Source organism: Streptomyces sp. NPDC002911 (assembly GCF_053591835.1).
On the sequence record NZ_JBSFUO010000029.1, the window covers coordinates 17,319 to 39,716 of the forward strand.

Consider the following 22,398-nt stretch of genomic DNA (forward strand, 5'->3'; position numbering starts at 1 on the left):
CGGTCACCCGTCCGCATCCCCGAACCAGCCGCACCCGCCTCACCCGCACCAGGCGCGTCGAGCGCCCTGCCCATGCCCCGGATCTCCCAGACCCGCAGTCCTCCTGGAGTCGCCATGTCCGTACGCCGTCGTCACTCTCTGAGAGCGCTCTCAGCAGCCACCGCCGTGGTCGCGCTCGCCGCCGGCTGCTCGTCCGCCAACTCCGGCGCCGACAAGGGGGGCGCCGGCGCCTCCGGCGTGCTGACCCTCGGCAAGCCGGACGGGCCGCAGACGAACAACAGCAACCCGTTCCTCGCCACCTCGGCGAGCGCCACCCTCGGCTACCGGCACATGATCTACGAGCCGCTGGCGATGACCAACCAGATCCGCCCCACCGACGAGGCGGACCCGTGGCTGGCGACCGCGTGGGACTGGCAGTCCAACTTCACCGAGCTCACCTTCACGCTCGACAAGCGGGCCGAGTGGGCCGACGGCAAGCCGCTGACCGCGGCCGACGTCGCCTTCACCTTCGAACTGCTGAAGAAGCACCCGGCGCTCAACGGCAACGGCATCCCCTACGACGGCATCGCGGTCGAGGGTGAGAAGGTGGTCCTGACCTTCAGGGAATCGCAGTTCGTCAACCAGAACAAGATCATTACGACGTACGTCGTGCCCAAGCACATCTGGGAGAAGGTCGAGAACCCGGAGACCTGGCCCAACCGCACCCCGGTCGGCTCCGGCCCGTACAAGCTGAAGACCTTCACCCCGCAGACCACGACGCTGACGGCCACGCCCACTTACTGGAAGGGCGAGACCAAGGTCAAGGAGCTGCGCTACACCGCGTACAACGACAACAGCGCCGCGACCACGGCCCTGGCGAACGGCAAGCTCGAGTGGTCGTTCGTCTTCATGCCGAACTACAAGCAGCTGTACGTCGCCAAGGACCCCGAGAACCACAAGCTCTGGTTCCCCTCCGGGCTCGGCATCCACGGCCTGTGGTTCAACACCGCCCGCAAGCCGTTCGACAACCCGGCCCTGCGCAAGGCGATGGCCATGGTCGTCGACCGCAAGGCGATCCACGTGCAGGCCCAGGCGACCCTCTACCCGGAGATCAGCAACCCGACCGGCATCCCGCTGCCCGCCGGAGAGTCGTTCCTCGCCCCGGAGTACAAGAACGCCACCACGGCGCCCGACGTGGCCGGAGCCAAGAAGATCCTCGACGAGGCAGGCTTCGACCTGAGCGGCGGTGTCCTGAAGGACCCGAGCGGCAAGCCGGTGGAGCTGACCTTCACCGACCCGGCCGGCTGGAACGACTACATCACCGGGCTGTCCATCATCAAGGACAACATCAAGCAGCTCGGTATCGAGGCCAAGGTCAAGACGCAGACCGCCGAGGCGTGGGGCAACGACGTCGCCACCGGCAACTTCGACGCCACCCTGCACTGGACCAACAGCGGTGCCACGCCGTACGACATGTACCAGAACATCATGGACGGGGCCATCCTCCAGCCCATCGGAAAGAGCTCCCAGCTGGGCAACTTCGGCCGCTTCAAGAGCCCCGAGGCCACCGCGGCGCTGAAGGAGTACGCCAACGCCACCGACGACACCACGCGCACCAGGGCGATGAACACGCTACAGAAGATCATGGTCGAGCAGGCGCCCGTCATCCCCACGGCCGCGGCCCCCATCGGTGCCGAGTACTCCACCAGGAACTGGGTGGGCTGGCCCACCGAGAAGGACCCGTACGCAGCCCCGCAGCACACCCAGCCCGACGTGCTGGAAGTCGTGCTGAACCTCAAGCCCGCCAAGTAAGTACGGGGACGAACCGGCCATGACCACCGAACAGTCCGCAGACGTGCGCACCGCGAACGACGTGGTGCTCGAAGCACGCGGAGTCACCAAGCACTTTCCCGTACGGCGCACCGCCGGTGACCTCGTCGCCCGCAGACGCCGCACCGTCCACGCCGTCGACGACGTCTCGCTGAAGCTCCGGCGCGGCACCGTCACGGCCCTGGTGGGGGAGTCGGGCTCCGGAAAGTCCACCGTCGCACGGCTGCTCGCCCAGCTGTACCCGCTCACCGCGGGGGAGATACACCTGGGCGGCACGGCGGTGAAGGCCGGGCGTGGCCGGTCCTTCCGCAGATACGTCAAGCAGGTCCAGCTGATCTTCCAGGACCCGTTCGCCTCGCTCAACCCGGTGCACACCGTGCGCTACCACCTGACCCGGGCACTCAAGATCCACGACCGGGCGGGGAACGGGGAAGCGGACCTGGAGAAGAACCTGGCCGCTCTGCTCGAACGTGTCCAGCTGACTCCTCCTCATCAGTTCCTGGACAAGTTCCCGCACGAGCTGTCGGGAGGGCAGCGCCAGCGCGTCGCGATAGCGCGCGCGCTCGGCGCCGACCCTCAGGTGCTGCTGGCCGACGAGCCGGTGTCGATGCTGGACGTGTCGATCCGGCTCGGCGTCCTCAACCTGCTGCGCGACCTCAAGGAGCGTCTGCACCTCGCGATCCTCTACATCACCCACGACATCGCGTCCGCCCGCTACTTCGCGGACACGACCCTGGTGATGTACGCGGGCCGGATCGTCGAGGGCGGTGACAGCGAGACCGTCACCCAGCACCCCGCGCACCCCTACACCCAGCTGCTGATCGCCTCCGCGCCGGACCCCGACCGGGTGGCGGACGAAGAGGCGCAGGAAGAGACCGGAAGCGGCGAGCCGCCCTCACTGATCGCCCCGCCGGACGGCTGCCGCTTCCACCCCCGCTGCCCGAAGGCCATGGAGCGCTGCCGTACCGAACTGCCGCCGCGCTTCGACCTGGCGGACGGACAGTGGGCCGCCTGCTGGCTGTACGACGGCACCACCGCCGAGGGAGCAGCGAAGTGAAGTACATCCTCCAGCGGCTGGCCTTCTACGCGGTCACCGCGTGGGCAGCCATCACCATCAACTTCCTGCTCCCGCGCCTGATGCCGGGCGACCCGGTGGAGGCTCTGATGAGCCGGTACCAGGGACAGCTCGACACCAGCGCCATCGCCTCCCTGAAGGCGCTGTTCGGGCTCGACGAGAACCAGTCCATCTGGTCGCAGTACACCGACTACTGGTCCCACCTGTTCGACGGCGACCTCGGCCTGTCCTTCACCTTCTTCCCGACCCCGGTCAGCGAGGTGATCTCCCAGTCACTGCCCTGGACGCTCGCGCTGGTCGGCATCACCACTCTGATCAGCTTCCTGCTCGGCACCGGCATCGGCGTCTACAGCGGCTGGCGGCGCGGCTCCTGGCTGGACGGGCTGCTGCCCGTGACCACCTTCATCTCCGCCATCCCGTACTTCTGGCTCGGCCTCATCGCCATCGCGCTGTTCGCGGTGAAGTGGCAGATCTTCCCGGCCGCCGGAGGGTACGACAACTCCCTGGTCCCGGCCTTCGACTGGCCGTTCATCTCCAGCGCGCTCTACCACGGGGTGCTCCCCGGGGTGACGATCGTGCTGAGCGCCATCGCCGGCTGGATCCTCGGCATGCGCAACATGATGGTGACCGTCTCCTCCGAGGACTACGTCATGGTGGCGCAGGCCAAGGGGCTGTCCGAGCGGCGCGTGATGTTCTCCTACGCCGCACGCAACGCGGTTCTGCCCAACATCTCGGGCTTCGCCCTCTCGCTGGGCTTCATCGTCGGCGGCACCCTGCTGGTCGAGATGGTCTTCTCCTACCCGGGCATCGGCTTCCAGCTGTTCCAGGCCGTCGGAGCCAAGGACTACCCGCTGATGCAGGGCGTCTTCCTGATCATCACGCTCTCCGTGCTCGCCGCGAACCTGCTGGCCGACATGGCCTACGCCCTCCTCGACCCGCGCACCCGCAAGGAGGCATGACGATCATGGCCGTCACCACCACCGACGTAGTCGTCACGGACACCGCCCCCGCCGCGTCCCGGGCCAGGCTCCGCTTCCTGCGCGGCGGGAAGACCCGCACCGGGCTGCTGATCCTCGCGTTCTTCGTCGTTCTCGCCGTGGCGGGCCCCTGGCTCGCCCCGTACGACCCGGACGCGATGAGCGACCAGTTGCTGCAACCGCCCTCCGCCGACCACTGGTTCGGGACGACGCAGACCGGGCAGGACGTTCTCTCGCAGATCCTGGTCGGCACCCGCGGCGTGCTGCTCGTCGGCTTCCTCGCCGGCATCCTGGCGACGGTGCTGTCCGTGCTCATCGGGGTCAGCGCCGGATTCCTCGGCGGAGCCGCCGACGAAATCCTCTCGATGCTCTCCAACATCTTCCTCGTCATCCCGGGCCTGCCACTGATCATCATCATCGCGAGCTTCGTCGAGGACACCGGGGACCTGCTGATCGCCGCCGTCATCGCCCTCACCTCCTGGGCCTGGGGCGCGCGCGTCCTGCGCGCCCAGACCCTGTCGCTCCGGCGCCGCGACTACGTGGAGGCGGCGCGGGCGACCGGCGAATCCACCTGGCGGATCATCCTGTTCGAGGTCATGCCGAACCTCACCGCCGTCATCGCGTCCGGCTTCGTCGGCACCGTCATCTTCGCGGTCCTCTCGGAGATCACCCTCGCCTTCATCGGCGTCGCCGACATCTCCCACTGGAACTGGGGCACCGTGCTCTTCTGGGCCCAGTCCAACCAGGCCCTGGCCCAGGGAGCCTGGTGGTGGTTCGTCCCGGCCGGACTGTGCATCGCCCTGCTGGGCACCGCCCTCTCGCTCATCAACTTCGGCATCGACGAGTTCGTCAACCCGCGCCTGCGCACCGCGACCGGCGCCTCCCGAAAGGTCCGGATGCGGGTCGGCTTCACCCCGGTGGCCCGCACCGCGCCCGAGGCGCCCACCGCACCCGGGTCGCCCGGAACGCCCAGCAAGGAGCACAGCGCATGACCGCCGAGCCGATCCTCACCATCAGCGGCCTGAACGTCGACTACGGCACCGGTGCGAGCGGTGTCCGCGCGCTGCGGGACATCGACCTCACCCTGCACCGCGGTGAAGTCCTCGGCCTGGCAGGCGAGTCGGGCTCGGGCAAGTCCACACTCGCGTACGCCGTGACCCGGCTGCTCTCCCCACCCGGGGTGATCACCGGGGGCGACGTCCACTACCACCGGCCGGGCGGCGGGCCCGTCGACATCCTCTCCCTCACCCCGGACGAGCTGCGCGCCTTCCGATGGCAGGAACTGTCGATCGTGTTCCAGGGCGCGATGAACTCGCTGAACCCGGTGCACACCGTCCACAGCCAGCTCACCGACGTCCTCACCGCGCACCGACCCGGCATGCGGGCGGCCGAGCGCACCGCGCGGGCCGAGGAACTGCTGCACCTCGTCGGGATCTCCGCCGACCGGCTCGCCGCCTACCCGCACCAGCTCTCCGGCGGCATGCGGCAGCGCGTGATGATCGCGATGGCACTCGCCCTGGAACCCGAGATCGTCATCATGGACGAGCCCACCACCGCCCTCGACGTGGTGATGCAGCGGCAGATCCTGCGCAAGCTGGTGGAGCTGCGGGAGCGCCTCTCCTTCTCCGTCGTGTTCATCACCCATGACATCTCGCTGCTGATCGAGTTCTCCGACCGGATCGCGATCATGTACGGCGGACGGATCGTCGAGCAGGCCGGCGCCGCCGAAATCTACCGCGACCCCCGCCACCCCTACAGCGAGGGCCTCCTGCACTCCTTCCCCGCGCTGCACGGACCCCGCCGCGAGCTCACCGGCATCCCCGGCTCGCCCCCGCACCTGTCCGCGATGCCCACCGGCTGCGCCTTCCACCCCCGCTGCGGCAAGGCGTTCGAGCCGTGCGCCCGGCGAGTACCGGTTCTCGCCCCGCCGGAGGCAGGCCAGGACCGCGAGGCCGCCTGCTGGCTGCACCACTGACCGACCGTACCGACGCACACCACCCCGCAGCAGAACCGGAGTCACGGAGAGCCATGAACCTCGTCACGCCCCGCAGCAGCCCGCAGCCCACCGCCGTCCAGGGACTCCCTTCCGACTTCCGCTGGGGCGTCGCCACCTCCTCGTACCAGATCGAGGGCGCAGCCTCAAAGGACGGCCGCACCCCTTCGATCTGGGACACCTACTGTCGTGTGCCGGGCGCCGTCCACAACGCGGAACACGGTGACGTGGCCTGCGACCACTACCACCGGATGCCCGAGGACGTGCAGCTGATCGCGGGCCTCGGCGTCGACACGTACCGCTTCTCGCTGGCCTGGCCGCGTATCCAGCCGGGCGGCCGGGGCCCCGCCAACGCCAAGGGCCTCGACTTCTACAAGCGACTGGTCGACGAGCTCCAGGACAGGAACGTCACCCCCTGGATCACCCTCTACCACTGGGACCTGCCGCAGGAGCTGGAGGACGCGGGCGGCTGGCCGGCCCGCGACACAGCCCTGCGCTTCGCCGAGTACGCCATGCTCGCCTACGAGGCACTGGGCGACCGGGTCGAGCACTGGACGACCCTGAACGAGCCGTGGTGCTCGGCGATGCTCGGATACGCCTACGGGGTGCACGCCCCCGGCCGCACCGACCTGGGCGACGCCATGGGAGCCGTCCACCACCTGCTTCTGGGCCACGGTCTCGCCGCCCGGCAGATGCGTGAGGCGGCGGGGAGCAACCCGCTGGAACTCGGCATCACCCTCAACCTCGGCACCGCCACCCCGGAGACCGGCAGCGAGGCGGACCGGGAGGCCTGCCGCCGCGCCGACGGCATGGGCACCCGTCTCTACCTCGACCCGATCGTCCACGGCCGCTACCCGCAGGACGTCGTCGACGACCTCGCGGCGCAGAACATCGAACTGCCCGTCCAGGAAGGCGACCTGGCCGCCATCGCCACCCCCCTCGACGTCCTCGGTGTCAACTTCTACCGGGGCGCCCTGTTCTCCGGAGTCACCGAAGACGGATCGCCGACCGACGCCGGCGGCCTGCCCGTCGTCCGCGGGGTGGAGCGCGACCTGCCCCGCACGGCCATGGACTGGGAGATCACCCCCACCGAGCTCACCGATCTGCTGCTGCGGCTCCAGCGCGACTACGGGCTGCCGACCGTCATCACCGAGAACGGAGCGGCTTTCGACGACACGGTCGCCGCCGACGGCTCGGTGCCCGACACCGACCGCACCGCCTATCTCGCCGACCACGTCGCCGCCGTGTCCGAGGCCCGCAGGCAGGGCGCGGACGTCCGGGGCTACTTCGCCTGGTCGCTGATGGACAACTTCGAGTGGGCCTACGGCTACGACAAGCGGTTCGGCATCGTCCGCGTCGACTACGACACACAGGTGCGGACGCTCAAGGACAGTGCCAAGTGGTACCGCGACACGATCCGGCTCACCCGGAACGCCAGCACCGACTGATCTCCCCCGTGCCGAACCACCACCGGAGCAGAGAAGAGCCGCACATGCCCCGTACGCCCCACGCACGCGCACGCCACCGGGCGAGACCGGTGACCGCCGCGCTCGCCGCCGCCACCGTCCTCGCCTCCCTGCTCGCCGGAGCCGTCCCCAGCGCGGCGGCCGACGGCGACGAGCCCGCACCGGTCCTCGTCGACCGTTTCGAGGGCGAGGTCCCCCTCGGCAACCCGCCGGCCGACTCCCTGTTCACCTGGGGCGGTGACAGCGACGACCACCCCGCTCTGGAGCTCAAGGAGCGCGCCGACGCCCCCGAAGGCGCCAAGGTCCTCCAGGGCACCTACGACATCAGCGCCTACGGCGGGCTCAGCCACGAGTTCGCCGTGGACCAGCCCCCGAAGGACTGGACGGCCCACCAGGGCATCCGCTTCTGGTGGTACGGCCAGAACACCGCGCCGCTGCCGCCCGGTTCGGGCAAGCGGATCAACTTCGAGATCAAGGACGGCGGCGCGAACGGTGGCGCCTCCGAGCTGTGGACCACCTCCTTCACCGACGACTGGGAGGGCTGGCACCAGGTCGAGATCCCCTTCGCGGACTTCGTCTACCGGGCCGACTACCAGCCCGTCGGCGGCATCGACCAGGTCCTCGGCCTGAACGAGATGTGGGGCTACGCCCTCACGCTTCCGACCGGCGCACCCGGCTCCTTCGCCATGGACGCAGTCGAGCTGTACGGGAAGGCCGACCCGGCCCTGAAGTCGAACGTCGTCGTCGACTCCGCCGTGCACCCGGTGACGGAGGGCGCTACCGCGGACATCAAGATCTCCGTCGCCACCACCGGCTCCCTCCCCGTCGAGGAGCCCGTCACGGTCGCGTACACCACGAAGGGCGGCAGCGCCGGCGCCGGCAAGGACTACACGGCGGTCACCGGCACGCACACCTTCCCGGCGGGCACCGCCTCCGGCAGCACGCACACCGTCTCCGTGGACACCGCCAAGGACAAGGGTGCCGAGCCGGCGGAGACGATCCCGCTGGAACTCACCGTCACCGGGGCCAAGGCGCCCAAGGAGAACCCGCAGGTCGTCATCGACGCCCACGGACTGCCGTACCAGAACACGAAGCTCCCGGTGAAGAAGCGCGTCGCCGACCTGCTGTCGCGGATGTCCCCGGCCGAGAAGGCCGGCCAGATGACCCAGGCCGAACGCAACGCGCTGAAGGCGCAGGGCGATATCGCCACGTACGACCTCGGCTCGCTGCTCTCCGGCGGCGGCTCCGTGCCCACCCCGAACACGCCCGAGGCCTGGGCGAAGATGACCGACGCCTACCAGTTGCGCGCGCAGGCGACCCGCTTCCAGATCCCGCTGATCTACGGTGTGGACGCGGTGCACGGCCACAACAACGTGATCGGCGCGACGATCATGCCGCACAACATCGGCATCGGCGCGAGCCGTGACCCGAAGCTCGCCGGGAAGACGGGCGCCGTCACCGCGAGCGAGGTCCGCGCCACCGGCGTCCCGTGGGACTTCGCACCCTGTGTGTGCGTCACCCGTGACGAGCGCTGGGGACGTTCCTACGAGGCGTACGGAGAGGACCCGGCCCTGGTCGAGGCCATGGAGACGGTCATCACCGGCATGCAGGGCAGCCCGTCCGGCAGGGACCTCGACCGCAACGACAAGGTGCTGGCCAGCGCCAAGCACTTCGTCGGCGACGGCGGCACGGACTTCGGCTCGTCGACGACCGGTTCGTACACCATCGACCAGGGCGTCACGAAGGTCACCCGCCAGGAACTCGAAGCGGTGCACCTCTCGCCGTTCACCGAGTCCGTGAAGCGGGGCGTGGGCACGGTCATGCCGTCGTACTCCTCGCTGGACATCATCGGCGACGACGCCGGCCCGGTGAAGATGCACGCGCACGCGGAGATGATCAACGGCGTACTCAAGGACCGGATGGGCTTCGAGGGCTTCGTCATCAGCGACTGGCAGGCCATCGACCAGATTCCCGGTGACTACGCGAGCGACGTCCGCACCTCGGTCAACGCCGGGCTCGACATGATCATGGTCCCGACCGCGTACCAGGACTTCACGAAGACGCTCCAGGACGAGGTCACCGCCGGCCGGATCACCCCGGCCCGGATCGACGACGCGGTGTCCCGGATCCTGACGCAGAAGTTCCGCCTCGGCCTCTTCGAGAAGCCGTACGCCGACACGACGAACCTGGACAAGGTCGGCTCCGCCGAGCACCGTGCGGTCGCCCGCGAGGCAGCCGCCACGTCCCAGGTGCTGCTGAAGAACGACGGCGCGGTGCTGCCGCTCAAGGCGTCGCAGAAGGTCTACGTCGCCGGCTCCAACGCCGACGACCTCGGCAACCAGGCCGGCGGCTGGACCATCAGCTGGCAGGGTGCCTCCGGTGCCACCACCACGGGCACGACGATCCTGAAGGGCATCGAGAAGAACACCTCCGGGGCCACCTGGTCCCAGGACGCCTCCGCCCCCACCGAGGGGTACGACGTCGGAGTCGTGGTCGTCGGCGAGAAGCCGTACGCCGAGGGCATCGGGGACGTCGGCAACGGCCATGACCTGGAACTCACCGACGCCGACAAGAAGGCCGTCGACACCGTCTGCGCCGCCATGAAGTGCGCGGTCCTCATCGTCTCGGGCCGTCCGCAGCTCATCGGCGACCGCCTCGGTGACATCGACGCCCTGGTCGCCTCCTGGCTGCCCGGCACCGAGGGCGACGGTGTCGCCGACGTCCTCTACGGCAAGCGGGCCTTCACGGGACAGCTCCCGGTGACCTGGCCGAAGTCCGAGTCGCAGCTGCCGGTCAACGTCGGCGACGCGGCGTACGACCCGCAGTTCCCGTACGGCTGGGGACTGACCACCCTCGAAAAGGCCCCGACGGGCGGCGAAGTCACCCTCACCGGCCTCGCCGTCGCCGCGCGGCTCGCCGAGCGGGCGGGCCTCGGGAAGACCGCGGCGGGCAAGGAGATCGTGGACCGGGCGAGGCTGCTGGTCCAGCAGAAGACCGGCGGGAAGCTCACCGAGGCGGTGTCGAAGCCGTTCGCCGAGGCCGACCACCTGCTGCTCACCGGTGACCTCGACGGAGCGGTGGCGAAGCTGCGCACGGCGTACCGCGCCGTGTAACAGCGGACACGTGACCCGGGCGGGCGACGCATTTTTCGCCCGTCCGGGTTACTTTCGGAGTATGCGGAAAAGGCTGTTCGCTCCCCTGTGGGCCTGCCTGCTGCTGATGATCTCGGCGGCCGTGCTGGCACTCATCCCCGCTGCCCAGGCCGCCGCCCCTGCGACGATCGACGACGCCGCCCGCGCTCTGCGCCAGGGCCCCGTGTACGTCGACCCGGCGGCTTCCGGTCAGCTCTCGGCGTCCCAGGAGGCCGCTCTGGAGAAGAAGATCACGGACGCCGACAAGCCGGTCTTCGTGGCCGTCCTGCCCGCGACGTCCGCGTACCCGCCCGAGAACCTCCTGCAGAACCTGCGCACCGACACCGGGATCACCGGCGTCTACGCGGTCCGCCTCGGCGACGGCTTCGACGCGGGCGCCGACCCGCAGGTGATGCCGACCCGGGCCGTCGAGAACCTCACCACCGCCGTGAAGGCACCCGGCACGGACACGTCCGCCGCGACCCAGCTCAACGCCTTCGTCGACCGCGCCGTCGACGAGGCCAAGGGCAGCGCCCCGGCCTCCTGGTCCGGCGGCGGGGCCGCCGACGGCGCCGCGAACGGCGTGCCGGTGGGCGGACTGATCGTCCTCGGCGGCGTCGTCCTCGTGGGCGGAGGCACCGCGCTCGCCGTGGCCCGCCGGAACAGGAAGCGCAAGGAGGAGGAAGAGCAGGCCGCTCTCGAGAGGCTGCGCGTCGTCGTGGACGAGGACATCACCGCGTACGGCGAGACCCTGGACCGGCTGGACTTCCACCCCGCCGAGAAGGGCGCCGACGACGCGATGCGCATCGACTACGAGCGCGCGCTCGACTCCTACGAGGACGCCAAGTCCCGCATGGGCAACGCCCGGCACCCCTCCGACGTACGCGAGGTCACCCGCGCCCTGGAGGACGGCCGGTTCTCTCTCGCGGTCCTGGAGGCCCGCCGTAAGGGCGGCGTGCTCCCGGCGCGCCGGCCGCCCTGCTTCTTCGACCCGCGCCACGGGCCCTCGGTCGCGGACGTCCTGTGGACGCCGTCCGGCGGTGCGGCCCGCGAGGTCCCGGTCTGCGGCGCCGACGAGGTCCGCCTGCGCGAGGGCGAGGACCCGATGAGCCGCACCGTCGACGTCGGCGACGGCCGGCGGCGCCCCTACTGGGAGGCGGGGCCTGCCTACGGCCCCTGGGCCGGCGGCTACTTCGGCGGCGGCCTGCTGCCGGGCCTGCTGGTCGGCACCATGCTCGGCTCGATGCTCTCCACCCCCGCGTACGCGGGGGAGTACGGCGGCGGCGACTTCGGCGGAGGCGGGGGCGGTGACTGGGGCGGCGGTGACGTCTCCGGTTCCGACTTCGACTCCTCCGGCTTCGGCGGCGGTGGTTTCGGCGACGGCGGCGGTTTCAGCGGCGGCGGAGGCTTCGACGGCGGAGGGTTCTAGGTGCGGAGAACCTACTGCCAGGTCGCGGTGTCGGGGTCGATGCCGTGGGCGCGCGCGCAGGCGTCGACGATTCGACGGAACCACGTGGCAAGGCCTGCGCGGATGCCGTCGTAGTGGGCGGCAAATGCCGGATCGGCCTCATACATGCGGCCGAGACAGACCTGCATCTGCCTGGTGAGGGGAAAGTACGAAGCGGACATCTCGCGGTGCTGTTCGACGAGGTGATTCGCTTCCGGGCTGCCAGGTGTGACGCCGGCGTCCATCGCGTCCCCGAGGGCGCGGTCGAGGCGGGCAACGGCGTCGGCGATGTCCTGCCATTCCTCCGGACCGCGAGAAGCTGAGCGTTCGGCGTACTGCTGCCATTGCGCCGTGTCTCCGTAGCGCTGACGGGCTTGGGCGGGCCAGTCCGGGTCCCACTGGGGGCCGAAGATCGCGGCCTGCTGCTCGATGGTCAGCAGCAGGCCGCGCTCGTGGGCGTCGATCATTCGATCCAGTCCGGCGCTGAGCTGCTGGAGGCGGTCGATCCGTTCAGCGACATCGTTGCGCTGCGCGCGCAAGGCACCGGGCACGTCTGCGGTCGAGTCGTCCAGGACGGCCCGGATCCTGTCCAGGCCGAGACCGGTCTCGCGGCAGACGACGACGCGGTGCAGGCGTTCCAGATCACCAGCGGTGTAGACCCGGTATCCGGCAGCCGTGCGCAGTGACGGCCGCGCCAGACCGATCTCGTCCCAGTGGTGCAGCGCGCGGACCATCACGCCCAGACGCGTCGAGACCTGACCGACGGTCAGGCCGTCGGCGTCGGTGGGATCAGGCATGCTCCTCATTGTCACCGCGACCGACGCCCGGCGGGGTGATCCCGATGGACTCAAGGTTCCGCGCCTCCTGACCGGCCGGATCGAAGGGCTTCGCCGCAGTGAAGACGATCCGTGCGTTCTCGGGGGTGATCACCTCCACATCGCGGGTGTTCCAGAAGGTGTCCCGTGGACCGTCGACCGAGTCCGGACGCAGCGCACGGCAGGCTTCGACAAGGGAATCGACCTGGCTGACGCTCATCGCAGGCGTCTCCTCCGGATCGCTCGCCGCCGTGACGAGGAGTACGTCCTGGAAGGCCCACCGGCGCAGATGCACGAGTTCGCCCGGGATGCTGAACAGCTCGATGAACCCGAGCCCACGAATCCAGAAGTCGACCGACGCCGCCAGGTCGCTCGTGGGGATCGTCACGAACGCCGGCATCCCGTAGATGCCACGGAACGGCTCCGGCGGGACCGCATCCGGGCCGGGAGTGGGTACGGGCTTGTCTCGAACGCGTTGTAGTAGTCGCTCATGCACACCACCCTTCCGCCTCACGCAACGTGAGGGTCAAGCCGGGCGGGCGCCCTCCCACGTCTCCGGGGCCCACATGCCCGAGCGCTTGAGCGATGCCGGGCAGTGCAGGTAGATCTCGTCGATGTCCACGACCAGCGCCAGATCGGGGCGGCGGCCCTTCACCGTCATCCCGTCGAAGAAGGGGGCGTCGGTGAGGATGCGGGCGCGGCCGTTGATGCGAAGGACGGTCATCGTGCCCGGTATGAGGTAGAGCAGCCCGACGTGCGGGTTGGACAGGATGTTGTGGAAGCTGTCGCCGCGACGGTTGCCCGGCAGGTCGGGCAGCGCGAGGGTGCGCGAGTCAAGGACGAGCGTGAAGCCCGGTTCGCCGCCGCGCGGTGAGGTGTCGCAGTTGCCGTCGGCGTCGGAGGTCGACACGGCGCAGAACGGCGCACGGGCCAGGAGGCCCAGGTCGTCCTCGGTGAGCTCCTCGTGCACCTTGTCGATGACGAGCGGCCACGGTGTGCCGAGGATCTCGCGCAACTGCTCCGCCGACTCCAGGGGCACCGCCCCGGCCAGGGGGTCACCGTCGGGGGAGGGCGCGACGGCGGTGGCTGCCACGGGCGCTGCGTTCGGCAAGGGATTCTCCGTACCTCTTGGGGGCACCGCAGCGGATCGCTGACCTGGCACTGTTAGGCTCACCTTACTTATGCTCGCGGGTGCACTCCGTCCCGGGGGCGACGAGCGAGGGTGAGGAACAGTGCGCAACCGCATGTCGCAGCCCCGGGTGTACGGGCTGTGAGCGGACCAGTACTCCACGGAGCGGACGGACGGAAGACCGGGGCACCCGAGCGGCGTCGTGCACGCAGCCGCCCCGTCCTGGCCCTCGGACTCCTCGCCGCCGTGGCCGTCCTGCTGCTGACCGTCCTGGCGAGCCTCGCCGTCGGCTCCGGGGACGTGGCCTTCGATGACGTACTGAGGGGCGTGTTCGACCCGGACCTCGGTGTCAAGGGCCAGCTCATCGTCCAGGAGGTCCGCGTTCCCCGCACCGTGGCGGGTCTGCTGGCCGGGGCGGCGCTCGGCCTGGCGGGCACGGTGATGCAGGGAGTGGCCCGTAATCCGCTCGCCGATCCCCAGCTGCTCGGCATCAACGCGGGTGCCTCGGTCGCCGTGGTGTGTTCGATCAGCTTCTTCGGGTTCACGGTCGTCACGCAGTACATCTGGTTCGGCTTCCTCGGCGCACTCCTCGCCGCCCTCCTCGTGTACGGCGTCGGCTCGCTCGGCCGCGAGGGCGCCACCCCGGTGAAGCTGGCGCTGGCCGGCGCGGCGACGAGCGCGGTACTCACCTCCGTGACCAGCGTGGTCCTGCTCCAGGACCGCGAGAGCTACGACCGCTTCCGCTTCTGGCAGCTCGGCGCGCTCACCGCCCGGGACGCGGAGGTGCTGTGGCAGGTGTCCCCGTTCATCGCGGCCGGCGCGGTCCTGGCGCTGCTCCTCGGCCCGCAGCTCAATGCCTTGTCCCTCGGCGACGACCTGGCCCGCGGCCTCGGCCAGCGGGTGGGCCTCGCCCGGCTGACCTCGGCACTCGCCGTCGTGCTGCTGTGCGGCGCGGCGACCGTCGTCGCCGGTCCGATCGGCTTCGTCGGCCTCGCCGTACCGCACGCCGCCCGGCTCATCACCGGCCCCGACTACCGCTGGGTCCTCCCGTACAGCATGGTGCTCGCCCCGGTCATGCTGCTCGTCGCCGACATCGTCGGCCGGGTCGTCGCCCCGCCCGGCGAGGTGCAGGTGGGCGTGGTCACCGCCGCGATCGGCTGCATCCCCTTCATCTGGCTCGTCCGGCGCAGGAAGCAGGTGGAGCTGTGACCGGGCTCCTGCGCGAGGAGACGCCCGATGCCCGCCTCGCGGACGCCGTCCGCACGGTGACACGGGTACGCGGCCGTGGGCGCCGCCGCTCCGTGCTGGTGGCGGCCTGCCTGCTGTCCGCCGTGGTGGCGGCGTTCGCCGTCTCGCTCAGTGTCGGCGACATGGTGATGCCGCTCGGCAAGGTCGTGGAGACCCTGTCCGGCGGCGGTGACGGCGGCTCGCGGTTCGTCGTGCTGGAACTCCGCCTGCCCCGGGCGCTGCTCGCGATCCTCGTCGGCATCGGCTTCGGGCTCTCCGGAGCCGTCTTCCAGTCCCTGCTGCGCAACCCGCTGGCCAGCCCGGACGTCATCGGCATCAGCGCGGGGGCGAGCGCGGTCGCCGTCACCGCGTCGCTGCTCTTCCAGGTCAGCGGCCTCGCCCTGTCCGGAAGCGCCCTGGTCGGGGCGGTGGGCGCCGGCGCGGCGATCTACCTGCTCGCCTGGCGCCAGGGCGTCGCCGGCCAGCGCCTCGTGCTGATCGGCGTAGGCTTCGGCACCGGCCTGAGCAGCATCGTCTGGTACGTGATGGCACGCTCCGACACCGCCGACGCCCAGGAGGCGTACCTCTGGCTGACGGGCACCCTCAACGGCCGCTCCTGGGGCCAGGTGTGGCCGCTGCTGAGCGCCCTCGCCGTCCTCGTGCCGCTCACCGCTCTCGCCGCCCGCGCGCTGGGCCCGCTCCAGCTCGGGGACGACGCGGCCGCCGGTCTCGGTGCCCGGGTCGAGCCCGGCCGGCTGGCGCTGCTGGGCTGTGCGACCGCCCTCGCGGGCGTCGCGACCGCGGCGGCGGGGCCCATCGGCTTCGTGGCGTTCGTGGCCGGGCCGATCGCCCGCCGTCTGGTCCCGGGACGGGGCGCGGCCCTGCCGCACGCGGCCCTGACCGGGGCCCTGATCGTCCTGGTGGCCGACTTCGGCGCCCAGCACCTGCTGCCGTCGGTCCAGCTGCCGGTGGGCGCGGTCACCAGCATCATCGGCGCCCCCTATCTGCTGCTGCTCCTGGCCCGCGCCAACCGCGGGGGCAGCGGTGGCTGACCTGCGGACATCCCGGACGGGCGACTTCGAGACGGACGACAAGGAAAGGCGTGGCAGCGCCATGACTGAACACACTCTTCGAGCCCAGGACGTCCGTCTCGGCTACGGCGACCGGGAGATCGTCTCCGGCTTGAGCGTCAGCGTCCCGCCGGGCCGGATCACGGTCATCGTGGGACCGAACGCCTGCGGCAAGTCGACGCTGCTGCGGGCGATGGCGCGGCTGCTCGCACCCTCGGAGGGCGCGGTGCTGCTGGACGGCCGGAGCATCCAGGAGATGCCGACGAAGGAGGTTGCCGCGGTGCTCGGCATCCTTCCGCAGAGCCCGTCCGCCCCGGAGGGGATCACGGTCTCCGACCTCGTCGGGCGCGGCCGTTATCCGCACCAGGGCTGGTTCCGGCGCTGGGGCGCCGAGGACGACGAGGCGGTCGCCCAGGCGTTGCTCTCGACGGGCACCCTGGACCTCGCCGAGCGCCCGGTGGACGAACTCTCGGGCGGGCAGCGCCAGCGGGTATGGATCGCGATGGCGCTCTCGCAGCGTACGGACATCCTGTTGCTGGACGAGCCGACGACCTTTCTGGACGCCAGCCACCAGCTGGACGTCCTGGACCTGCTCACCGACCTGAACCATGAGCACGGCGTCACGATGGTGGCGGTGCTGCACGACCTGAATCTGGCCTGCCGCTACGCCGACCACATGATCGCCATGAGGGACGGGCAGATCGTCGCGGAGGGCCGGCCGTCCGACATCGTGACGGAGTCGCTGGTCGGCGAAGTGTTCGGCATGCGCTGCTCGGTGATGGAGGATCCGGCGTCGGCTACGCCCATGGTGGTGCCGCTCGGCCGCCACCACGTGCGGGGCGCGGCTGCCCATCCCGGAGCATGATCAACGTGTAGTTAGGCTACCCTAATCGGCATGAACGATTCTGCTCCACGCCCCCGCCGCACCCCGGTCCTGATGGCAGGTGTCGTCGCGGCCCTCCTCGTCGGCCTGGCCGCCTGCGGCTCCTCCGACGACACCGCGGGCTCCGATTCCGCCTCCTCCTCGGGCGGGGCGGCCGAGGGCGCCTTCCCCGCGAAGGTCGCGACGAAGTTCGGCGACGTCACCGTCGACAAGGCCCCCAAGCGCATCGTCGCGCTGGGCTGGGGCGACGCCGAGACGGTCCTCGCCCTCGGCGGTCAGCCCGTCGGGGCGAGTGACTGGCTGGCGTTCGGCGGCGAGGGCGTCGGACCGTGGGCCAAGGGCATGTACGACAAGAGCCCGCAGATGATCGGCACGCTGGAGCCCGAGTTCGAGAAGATCGCGTCCCTGCAGCCCGACCTCATCCTGGACACCAAGTCCAGCGGCGACCAGACGCGTTACGACACCCTGAGCAAGATAGCCCCGACCGTGGGCGTGCCCGAGGGCGGCGATCAGTACAAGCTCTCCTGGGAGAAGCAGACCGAGATGGTCGCCGCCGCGATGGGCGTCCCGGAGAAGGGCGAGAAGCTCATCGCGGACACCGAGGCGAAGTTCGCCGAGGCCGTGAAGGCGCACCCCGAGTTCAAGGGCAGCACGGTCACGCTCGGCTCCCGGACCTCCGAGGGCTACGGCGCCTACGTGTCCGGAACCGGGCGGGTCGACTTCGTCGAGCGCCTCGGCTTCGAGAACAACCCGGCCGTCGAGGCCAAGGCCGGTGAGGGCTTCTCGGTTCCCGTCTCCAAGGAGAACCTGGACCTCCTCGACGCCGACCTGACGGTCATGGCCCCCATCGGCATCCCGGCCACCGACATCAGCGACGACCCGCTGTACAAGGCCGTCCCGTCGGTGAAGGCCGGGCACTCCCTCGTCTTCGACGACCAGGGCATCAGTCAGGCGTTCGCCACCGACTCGGTGCTGTCGACCGGCTACGCGATCGACAAGGTCGTCCCGCTCTTCGCGGAGAAGATGAAGTAGGCGGCCGCACCGCTTCGCACCCCGCTTCCCGTGCCACCTGGTGGCGCGGGGAGTGAACGGGTGCCAATCTTGGCCTGATGGACCGCGATGAGGTGGAGAAGCAGCTGCTGGACGGTCTGACCGTCGACACCAGCAGGCCGGAACAGCCGATCCTGCTGGACGCGGCGGGCAGGCCGATCAAGACCTGGCGCGAGAACTACCCGTACGACCGCAAGATCCGCCGCAAGGAGTACGAGCGGATCAAGCGCATCCTGCAGATCGAGATGCTCAAACTCCAGCGGTGGACCAAGGACACCGGCGCGCGGGTCGTCGTGCTCTGCGAGGGGCGGGACGCGGCCGGCAAGGGCGGCACCATCCAGCGCTTCACCGAGCGCCTCAATCCGCGTGGCGCGCGCATCGTGGCCCTGGACAAGCCCACGGACCGCGAGCGCGGCCAGTGGTACTTCCAGCGCTATGCGGCTCACCTTCCGGCGCCGGGCGAGATCGTCTTCTTCGACCGCTCCTGGTACAACCGGGCCGGGGTCGAACGCGTCATGGGCTTCTGCACCCCGCCGGAGTACGAACTCTTCCTCAGGCAGTGCCCGGCCTTCGAGCAGATGCTCGTCGACGACGGGATCGTCGTCGTCAAGTTCTGGTTCTCCGTCTCCCGCGCCGAGCAGCGCACGCGCTTCGCCATCCGCCAGGTCGACCCGGTGCGCCAGTGGAAGCTCTCGCCGACGGACATAGACTCCCTCGACCGGTGGGACGACTACACCACGGCGAAGATCGACATGTTCCGCGCCACGGACACCGGGCACGCGCCGTGGACCGTGGTGAAGAGCAACGACAAACGCAGGGCCCGCCTCGAAGCGATGCGCAGTCTCCTCGCCCGCGTCGACTACGCGGCGAAGGACCCCGACGCCGTCGGCAAGCCGGACCCCCTCATCGTGGGCGCCGCCGCGACCCTGCTGGAGCCGGGCGAGGAGGACACCGCCCTCTCACCCACCCGCCTCGCCCCGAACACGGAGGGGCCCGGGGAGCACCCCTGAGAGGTCTCAGCCGCGCGTGGCGATGACGTCGTCGTCAACGGTGGCCGGCGTCTTGCCGTGCCTGTTCTGCTCCGTGGCAGGGGGAGGGGCCACCGAGGTGCGGCCCCGCGTCGTGATGCTCGTGGCTCTCCTGCTGCGGACAGGTCCGCGAGGGCGGAAACCCGGATGTGGGCGGGTGAGAAGGAGGGCCGCGAGGGTAACTCCGCAGTCAGGACAGATCCGGGCAGGCAGACGGACGGCTGGCCCCTCGATCCGCGCGCGGGCCGCGCCGTGCCGGTCAAGTGGGCTCATCCCGGGCACTGTTCAGCGCTGCCGGAAGGCCGCCTCTCCGTCGTATGCCGAGTTTGCGGTAGGTGCTGGTGAGATGGGTTTCCACCGTACGCCGCGCCAGGTGCAGCTGTTCGGAGATCTCGGCGTTCGTCCGGCCGTCGGAGGCCAGTGTGGCGATGCGGAGTTCGCCGGCGGTCAGTGAGCCGCGGCCCGTGAGCGCGGCGTTCCTGCTGCGGGCGCCGCTGGCGCCCAGGGCCAGTTCCGCGCAGCCGGACAGCCGGACCGCGCCCAGTCGTTCGGCCGCCGTCGCGGCCTCCCTGAGCAGCGTGCGTGCACGGCGAGGCTGACCGGCGGCCGTGAGCTGGATGCCGTGGGCGATGAGTGCGGGGATCAGCTCGATGTCGAGTGATGTGCCGCGCAGGATGCCGACGGCCTCGGCGGTGAGTTGGAGACCGCGTCGGCCGCCGGTGGCCGCGCCGAGGACGCGCAGGGCGCGACCCCGGGCCCGGGGCGTGTCCCATACGGCGGCGTACCGGCTCTCCTCGGCGGCGAGCGTGAGGGCCTCCCACGACTCCCCCAGCAGGAGATGGCATTCGGCGGCGGCCGAGCGCCACGGTGTGACGACAAGGCTCTCCACGTCGCGGCCGAGCTGGCGCCTGCCGCATTCCCGGAAGTCGCGCAGGGCGCCCGCAGGATCGCCGACGGACGCCCGCAGGACACCACGCGCGTAGAGGAATCGATCCTGCTCCCCATTGTCCTGTGCTTCGTCGACCTCGACACCGGCGATGAGCTGTTCGGCCTCGGCGGGACGGCCGCACTCGACGAGTGCGAGGACGCGGTGGGCCAGGAAGGTGCTCGCACCCGTGCGGGGCGAGTCGCCCGGAGCCGGGAGTCTGTCGGCGGTCTCCTCCAGCACCCGCCGGTGATCGCCACGCGCGGCAGCGGTGTCCACCCGCGCGTTGAGCAGCGGCCGGTGGGCGGGGTGCAGTGGCGTCAGCCGGTGTTCGGACAGCCCGGTCCTGATGATTCGTTCGGCGTCGTCCGACGCGTCGGCCCACTGCGCCACAGCGGCGGCCGCAGCCAGCAGGTAGGGCACCAGAAGTGGATCCTCCGGGGCCGTCAGCAGCCGCCGGACCTGCCGCATGGCCGACTCGGCGGACAGCAGCCCGGCCGTCGCCTCGTACCGGACCAGCAGGGCACGCAGAGCCGGGCTGATCCATTCCGGGGAGCGCTCGGCGCGCTCGCGCAGCCCGGTGTAGACGGCCCGCCGGATCTCGGGGTCGTGGTCGGAGAAGAACGCCGACGCCGTCTGGATCGTACGGGCGAGGACGGGTTCGCCGTCCAGCGAGCCCAGATCGCGCATGACGTCGAGCGCGGCGTACGGCTTGCCCCGGTGGGCCAGGACGTTGCCCAGGTTGACCGCGGCCACCACCCGGTCCCTGGGCCGCTCCTGGAGGTGCAGCGCCTCGGCCAGCCGGGGTATGCCACCGGTCCGTAAGGCGGCGAACTCCAGTTCGCCGAGCGCTGTGAGCACCGCGGCCCGGCGCTCGCGCGGCATCGGTTCGTCCAGCGCGCGGCGCAGATAGTGTGCGGCGGCGCCGGTCCTGCCGGCCCTGGACGCGTCGGCTGCCGCGTCCAGGAGGGCCTTGGCGAAGGGCGCCGTACCGCCGGGCGCCGTATGCAGCAGATGCCCGGCCACCGCCTCGGCCCCGTCGCCCCGGCGGTGGCGGATTTCCGCCGCGCGGAGGTGCAGGGCCTGCCGGTGCGAGCGCGGCCGGCCGTCGAGGACCGCTCCGCGCAGCAGAGGGTGCGCGAAGCGCGGGACGCCGGTACCAGGGGCGCGGCGCAGCAGTCCGAGCCGGAGCATCGCGGTGATCCAGCCACCGACGCGTTCGGGGTCGGTACCGGTGAGCTCGGAGAGGAAATCGGCGAATTCGTCGCCGAGGCCGTGGCCCGGGCAGGGGGCGCCGTGCCAGGCGGGCCCCTTGCGGGGGCCGGGCATACCGGGACCGCCGGAGAGCCCGTGTCCCCCCTCCACTTCGCCCTTCCTCCCCTCGCAGTACCGCGCCGCGTCCTCCAGTTCGGCGAGTGCGCGGGCGACCATGGTGCTCTCGTGGCCCGTGCTGCTCAGCCACCACGAGACCGCTGCCACGAACGCCCCCGGGTACAGCTCGGCGCAGTTCTCGGGCAGTCCTGGCTCCGGGCAGCCGCCGTCCGCGTCGCCGGGCCGGCCGCGGTGCGGGAAGACCGCCCGCAGATCGTCGAGCAGCGCGCGCAGCAGCAGCGGGTTGCCGGCGCCCGCCCGTACGCAGCCGTCCACCCAGGTGTCGCTGGTGTCCGGGCCCAGGGCACCGCGTACCAGCTCCTCGGCGGCGGGACGGCTCAGGGGCGCCACCGCGTGCATCCGGACCACGCCGGGGGGCAGGGAGTACGCGAGGCCCGGTGCCGGCGGGGCGATGTCGTACTGCCCGCGCTCGGTCACCACCATCAGGACCGGCATCCCGGCCAGCTGCCGGGCGCCCTCGGTCAGCCAGCGCCGGGAGGCCTGGTCGGCGAGGTGTGCGTCGTCGACGGCGACCAGCAGGGGTGAATCGGCCGCGTGCTCGCACAGCAACTGCCACAGGCGGGACGGGTGGCGGAGGTGGCGCGGGGTCTCCGGGGTGTCGCTCTGGAGGCCGGCGAAATTGCGCGGTGGGTCGAGGAGCTGAGTGACGAGGGCGAGGGGGATGCCGGAGCTCTCGGCGGAGGCATGGGCCCGCAGGACCCGCATGCCGAGCCCCGCGCCCAGTTCGGCGGCGGCCTCCAGCAGGGCGCTGCGGCCCGTACCGGTGGGCCCGCGGAACAGGACCAGCCGTCCGGATCCGTCCATGGCCCGGCCCACCTCCGCTGCCAGCAGGTCCAGCGCGGACTCGCGTTCGAGCAGTCCGGCTGAGGCGGGGCTCAGCGCCGACGGCGGGACCGTGACCGGTGGACGGGGGCGTAACCGACCCGATGACGCTTTCACGAGAACTTTGCCCCGATCTCGTGGTCGGTCTCGTGGTGGGCC

Annotated in this window: 16 protein-coding genes and 1 pseudogene; 13 read left to right on the forward strand and 4 right to left on the reverse strand. The window is 70.9% G+C overall.

The features are described 5' to 3' along the window. Nucleotides 1-114 precede the first annotated feature (114 nt). The 8 genes from ACWD04_RS28525 (at nt 115) to ACWD04_RS28560 (ending at nt 11,880) form a co-directional block, all read left to right on the forward strand. On the forward strand, nt 115-1,791 hold the full coding sequence (locus ACWD04_RS28525; protein WP_451136611.1) for an ABC transporter substrate-binding protein: 1,677 nt from the start codon (nt 115-117) through the stop codon (nt 1,789-1,791). A 19-nt stretch (nt 1,792-1,810) separates the two neighbouring features. Then, nucleotides 1,811-2,866, forward strand: a complete 1,056-nt coding sequence (locus ACWD04_RS28530) for an ABC transporter ATP-binding protein (protein ID WP_451136612.1) — start codon at nt 1,811-1,813, stop codon at nt 2,864-2,866. Further along, nucleotides 2,863-3,843, forward strand: coding sequence for an ABC transporter permease (locus tag ACWD04_RS28535; RefSeq protein ID WP_451136613.1), 981 nt, complete (start codon nt 2,863-2,865; stop codon nt 3,841-3,843). The genes ACWD04_RS28530 and ACWD04_RS28535 overlap by 4 nt, the downstream gene beginning before the upstream one ends. A gap of 5 nt (nt 3,844-3,848) precedes the next feature. Next, on the forward strand, nt 3,849-4,853 hold the full coding sequence (locus ACWD04_RS28540) for an ABC transporter permease (RefSeq protein WP_451136650.1): 1,005 nt from the start codon (nt 3,849-3,851) through the stop codon (nt 4,851-4,853). Continuing rightward, a complete protein-coding gene (locus ACWD04_RS28545; RefSeq protein WP_451136614.1) occupies nt 4,850-5,836 on the forward strand; it encodes an ABC transporter ATP-binding protein in 987 nt (328 codons plus the stop codon). The genes ACWD04_RS28540 and ACWD04_RS28545 overlap by 4 nt, the downstream gene beginning before the upstream one ends. A 53-nt stretch (nt 5,837-5,889) precedes the next feature. Next, nucleotides 5,890-7,302, forward strand: a complete 1,413-nt coding sequence (locus ACWD04_RS28550; protein WP_451136615.1) for a GH1 family beta-glucosidase — start codon at nt 5,890-5,892, stop codon at nt 7,300-7,302. A 44-nt stretch (nt 7,303-7,346) separates the two neighbouring features. Then, nucleotides 7,347-10,433 (forward strand): glycoside hydrolase family 3 N-terminal domain-containing protein, encoded by a 3,087-nt coding sequence (locus ACWD04_RS28555; protein WP_451136616.1) that lies wholly within the window; start codon nt 7,347-7,349, stop codon nt 10,431-10,433. A 61-nt stretch (nt 10,434-10,494) separates the two neighbouring features. Then, on the forward strand, nt 10,495-11,880 hold the full coding sequence (locus ACWD04_RS28560; protein ID WP_451136617.1) for a hypothetical protein: 1,386 nt from the start codon (nt 10,495-10,497) through the stop codon (nt 11,878-11,880). A gap of 11 nt (nt 11,881-11,891) precedes the next feature. On the opposite strand, the gene ACWD04_RS28565 is transcribed toward ACWD04_RS28560, so the two are convergent. From ACWD04_RS28565 to ACWD04_RS28575, 3 genes and pseudogenes are all read right to left on the reverse strand, one after another. After that, the gene (locus ACWD04_RS28565; RefSeq protein WP_451136618.1) at nt 11,892-12,695 is read right to left on the reverse strand and encodes a MerR family transcriptional regulator; all 804 of its coding nucleotides are present in this window, start codon (nt 12,693-12,695) and stop codon (nt 11,892-11,894) included. Beyond that, nucleotides 12,688-13,205: pseudogene (locus ACWD04_RS28570) on the reverse strand (VOC family protein). The gene ACWD04_RS28565 and the pseudogene ACWD04_RS28570 overlap by 8 nt, the downstream one beginning before the upstream one ends. A 34-nt stretch (nt 13,206-13,239) precedes the next feature. Further along, nucleotides 13,240-13,824, reverse strand: a complete 585-nt coding sequence (locus ACWD04_RS28575; RefSeq protein WP_451136619.1) for an MSMEG_1061 family FMN-dependent PPOX-type flavoprotein — start codon at nt 13,822-13,824, stop codon at nt 13,240-13,242. A gap of 159 nt (nt 13,825-13,983) precedes the next feature. On the opposite strand from ACWD04_RS28575, the gene ACWD04_RS28580 reads away from it, so the two are divergent. From ACWD04_RS28580 to ppk2, 5 genes are all read left to right on the forward strand, one after another. Further along, on the forward strand, nt 13,984-15,051 hold the full coding sequence (locus tag ACWD04_RS28580; protein ID WP_451136620.1) for a FecCD family ABC transporter permease: 1,068 nt from the start codon (nt 13,984-13,986) through the stop codon (nt 15,049-15,051). Next, on the forward strand, nt 15,048-16,121 hold the full coding sequence (locus ACWD04_RS28585) for a FecCD family ABC transporter permease (protein WP_451136621.1): 1,074 nt from the start codon (nt 15,048-15,050) through the stop codon (nt 16,119-16,121). Before ACWD04_RS28580 ends, ACWD04_RS28585 begins: the two co-directional genes overlap by 4 nt. Nucleotides 16,122-16,182: 61 nt before the next feature. Next, nucleotides 16,183-17,004 (forward strand): ABC transporter ATP-binding protein, encoded by an 822-nt coding sequence (locus ACWD04_RS28590; protein WP_451136622.1) that lies wholly within the window; start codon nt 16,183-16,185, stop codon nt 17,002-17,004. 30 nt (nt 17,005-17,034) lie between these two features. Continuing rightward, a complete protein-coding gene (locus tag ACWD04_RS28595) occupies nt 17,035-18,054 on the forward strand; it encodes an iron-siderophore ABC transporter substrate-binding protein (protein ID WP_451136623.1) in 1,020 nt (339 codons plus the stop codon). Nucleotides 18,055-18,131: 77 nt separating this feature from the next. Then, nucleotides 18,132-19,082 carry a polyphosphate kinase 2 gene (gene ppk2 / locus ACWD04_RS28600; protein ID WP_451136624.1) on the forward strand — a complete coding sequence of 317 codons (951 nt, stop codon included), beginning with the start codon at nt 18,132-18,134 and terminating at the stop codon, nt 19,080-19,082. A gap of 277 nt (nt 19,083-19,359) precedes the next feature. Here ppk2 and ACWD04_RS28605 read toward each other — a convergent pair whose 3' ends face one another. Next, a complete protein-coding gene (locus tag ACWD04_RS28605) occupies nt 19,360-22,356 on the reverse strand; it encodes an AAA family ATPase (protein WP_451136625.1) in 2,997 nt (998 codons plus the stop codon). Nucleotides 22,357-22,398 lie beyond the last annotated feature (42 nt).